Origin of the sequence: Luteimonas salinilitoris (genome assembly GCF_041300785.1) — a bacterium.
In the GTDB taxonomy this organism is placed as follows: domain Bacteria; phylum Pseudomonadota; class Gammaproteobacteria; order Xanthomonadales; family Xanthomonadaceae; genus Luteimonas; species Luteimonas salinilitoris.
Map to the genome: position 1 here is coordinate 1 of NZ_JBFWIB010000039.1, position 3,454 is coordinate 3,454.

Genomic DNA, 3,454 nt, shown 5'->3' on the forward strand with positions numbered 1-3,454 from the left:
CTCATTCTGTCGAACTGGAAATTCCAGCTTGAGCAGAAACATGCAGTGTTGGATATGAACTGGGATACGAAGTTGCATGCCGCACGTCCGCAAACATTCGACGCAAAGAACTTTCCGAGAAGTTCCAATATTGACCCCAAAAAACTTAAGAGACTGTCCAGGACCGCGGATGAAGATGGTGCCCGCATCGGGACCTACGCAAGTGCACTGGTTTCCACCCTAGAGTTTCCGGCGCCTGTCAGTAGAGGCGATCTATTAAGCATGTCGCGGGATGTGTGCACCTCCAAAGGTGCGCGTCACGATCTGGAATTGTTTGTTTTCGCGCCTTATCAGCCAAAGCAAAAGCACAAGCCGTTCGCGCTCCAGATTGAGGTGGCTGGACGAAGAATAAAGCGATGGCCGATGACATTACAAAAGGACAATATTCGACGCGTCCTGCTTAAGAATGCATTTCCAGAGAGCGGATGCCATGAGCTGCGGATCTCGCTGCATTCGCACATAACGCGCTCATCGGAAAGCTGGCGGAAGCGATCACATGTGGAAATCTGGCTACCTCGTCTCATTGGTCGGTAATGCCAGTTCAAGCCACAGCCTTCAGAATTGATCTGACCGATGCGATCTGTCCGACGAAATCATGCTGACCAGTCATCGGCAACGTACTGGTCAATCGGCAAGGCTCGCATGTCACGGAGACCTGCATCGAGACCCTGGCGCCCACCTGGAAAGGGGATCGCGCAAAGTGGTGCTACAGTGACGTCGACTTGCGGCAGGTGCGAGTCATGATAGTACCGTTCAAGCCACGGCCTTCAGACGCAGACTTCAAGACAACCAAAGTTCTCGGGAGTCGAATACGGATGACACTCAGCAGCGAACAAGAGCACATTGGCCAAAAGTGGGCTGCCAAGAAGACCCCCGTCAGACCGAGATGGTGGGCGAGCGACCGTATCAAACAGCACATTAACGCCAAAGCAGGCGTTTCCAGTCCTTCGATGCATGCTGGCTTCAACCATCTTCTGGGGTCGCTTGGTCAGCGGTTCAAAAAAGGGATTTCGGTGGCGTGCGGCCCCGCCCGCAAGGAAATGCGCTTGCTTCGCGCCGGAATCGTTTCACATTTCGAGTGCTATGAATTTTCACAGGAACGGATCGACCAAGGGCATCAACTTGCCGAAGCGCAGGGACTTGCGGATCGAATCCAGTTCCATCGTGCAGACGCCATGGCCATGGCCCTGCCAGACGATTACGACCTCGTATATTGGAACAATGCGCTTCACCACATGATGGATGTGAAGCGTGCGGTTTGGTGGAATCGAGAGCGGCTGAAAAAAGGCGGGTATTTTGCCATGGATGACTATGTCGGCCCGACCGGCTTCCAATGGGATGAAGCCCATCTCTTTCACGTCAATAATTTCCGGGCCAGTTTGCCCGAGCGCGTTTTCAAGCACCCCCGTAGCTCCGCCAAGCGCCTACCACGCATCGTTCCCAAGCCGGATGCGGCATTGTTGTGGGCCAAAGACCCCAGCGAGGCTGCGGACAGCAGCATGATCTTGCCTTCGCTCAAGAAGTATTTCCCGACAGCTGAAATCCTCAAGACGGGCGGTGCAATCTACCACACCGCCCTCAACAACATTTTAGCGAATATCGATGAAAACGATGATGTGGACATCCTTGATGAAGCCCTTAGCCTGGATGACCACATGATCGAACTGGGTTATACGAATTACGCCATAGCTCTAGCCCAGCGGTGATGCAAGCCCTTATCGAAGGAATGCACCGTGAGAATTGTTTTTCACGTCGGAATGGGCAAAACCGGCACATCGTCCCTACAATCGACCCTTGCCAGGAATCGCATTGTATTGGAGCGGGCCGGAGTCATATACCCGAAGATGGACAATGGTTCGACACACCAACTGCTTTCGGCGATTGCGAAGCCATATGAAGCACGGCCGCGTGGGCTGGACCACCTGAGCGTCGAAGATTGGCGTCTGGCACAAGACAAGGTGAAGGCGGCCATCGTCGATTCTGCAAGCAGAAGACCGTCCGTGATCCTGTTTTCGACAGAGTACGCCTTAGACTTTCGCGAGGACGGCCAACAATTGCTGAGGACCCTGTTCGAGGTCTTCACGCATGACATATCCGTAGTCGTATGGTTGCGTGACCCGATCGACTACTACCGCAGCTTCATCAACCAGCGTGCAAAGCCGGTTGGCAACCCCTCCCGTGATCGTGGAGCGCCTGATCCCAGGAAATTTTCGCCGGGATTGCGTAAAAGGGTAAACCGGCTCAGATCCGTTTGGCCCTCGGTCAGTATTAATCTATACGACCGAAAGCAGATGATAGAGGGCAACATCATCTCCGATTTCGTATACCGCGCCCTGCCGGAGGCGCGCGGGATCGACTTCACTATTCACCATCGCAACGCTGATCCTGCTCCACCGATTTCCGATGAATGCAGAGCAACGCTGTGCGCCTCATGTCAGGACGACATCGCATTCCTGTTCGAAACTTTCGGGAACGCTTTTACCCATACGGGCATGAGCGTTGTGCAATTGCACTCAGATCGCGGATATTAACTCCGAACTCTCGCTCCCCCTCTCCAGTTCCACTATTCGCTTGGACTGCCTGTCAAGCTCCTTCCGCAGGGCGACAACGGCGTCCTCATCGTTCACTATCACATCGCTCCCATCGTCAGGGACATCGACCCCATACCGTACAAGGAACTCCCGGATCAGCTTGCCGACCATGAAGGCGCTTACATGGAGCCGATCACTCGCCCATACCAGCCGCGGATCCGATAACATGGCTCCCTCATAGGACGGGTAATAATCGACGTTGTCGTGCTGTTGCGCAAAGGCAAGCGAAGCGATTCGAAGTACCGACTTGGAATGCATATTGGCAATGATTACGTCCTGGTCAGTGAATCTCCGCCCCATCGGGACCGGCGATGTCGTCACGATGAATTGGCAGCCGGGATTCCCATTGCGCGAAACGATGTCGTGAACGGCGTTCAAATCTCCGATTACATCCTCCACCTCGGAAACACAGAAACTGAATCTCCCCGGGTTACTTCTCAGGCAATATGGATCCGGAATTTCGCTGAGTGCCAATCCCATTTCCTCGTCAAACCAGTACTCGCTCAAGCCCAGGGTCGCAACGATGACGTCCGCTTTCAACGCTCGCGCGAAATAGGATTTGATATGTGTACGCCGCTCCACAAGTTCGTCTAACGAACATTCTGATATTTCCCTGCGGATGTGTGGGTCGTAGTATTCGCCGCCTTTTTTCTGCAGGAACGCTTCAACGGGGAAATCTGACTCCCCGGCCGCCCACGCCATCTCTTGAACCATTGAGCGTGAGTTGTACTTATTAACAATTCCGGCCTTCCTGGCGGTGCGAATCTCTGCCCCGGTATGTTTATGCCCATACTCAAATGTTCGGAATGGAAACGGGCCAGGTA

At 53.9% G+C, this 3,454-nt stretch carries 4 protein-coding genes; 3 read left to right on the forward strand and 1 reads right to left on the reverse strand.

The window, feature by feature from the left end; translation table 11 throughout:
* The 3 genes from AB5T46_RS20215 to AB5T46_RS20225 all read left to right on the forward strand — a co-directional run.
* Nucleotides 1-573 (forward strand): hypothetical protein (locus AB5T46_RS20215; RefSeq protein WP_370565910.1); only part of this gene is annotated, 573 nt, incomplete at its 5' end.
* Nucleotides 574-854: 281 nt separating this feature from the next.
* Nucleotides 855-1,745: a class I SAM-dependent methyltransferase gene (locus tag AB5T46_RS20220; RefSeq protein ID WP_370565911.1), complete on the forward strand. Its 891-nt coding sequence runs from the start codon at nucleotides 855-857 to the stop codon at nucleotides 1,743-1,745.
* A 27-nt stretch (nucleotides 1,746-1,772) separates the two neighbouring features.
* Complete coding sequence (locus tag AB5T46_RS20225) at nucleotides 1,773-2,570, forward strand: hypothetical protein (protein WP_370565912.1); 798 nt, start codon at nucleotides 1,773-1,775, stop codon at nucleotides 2,568-2,570.
* Here AB5T46_RS20225 and AB5T46_RS20230 read toward each other — a convergent pair.
* On the reverse strand, nucleotides 2,553-3,454 hold a 902-nt coding region (locus AB5T46_RS20230; protein WP_370565913.1), incomplete at its 5' end, for a GSCFA domain-containing protein. The two genes, AB5T46_RS20225 and AB5T46_RS20230, sit on opposite strands and share 18 nt — an antisense overlap.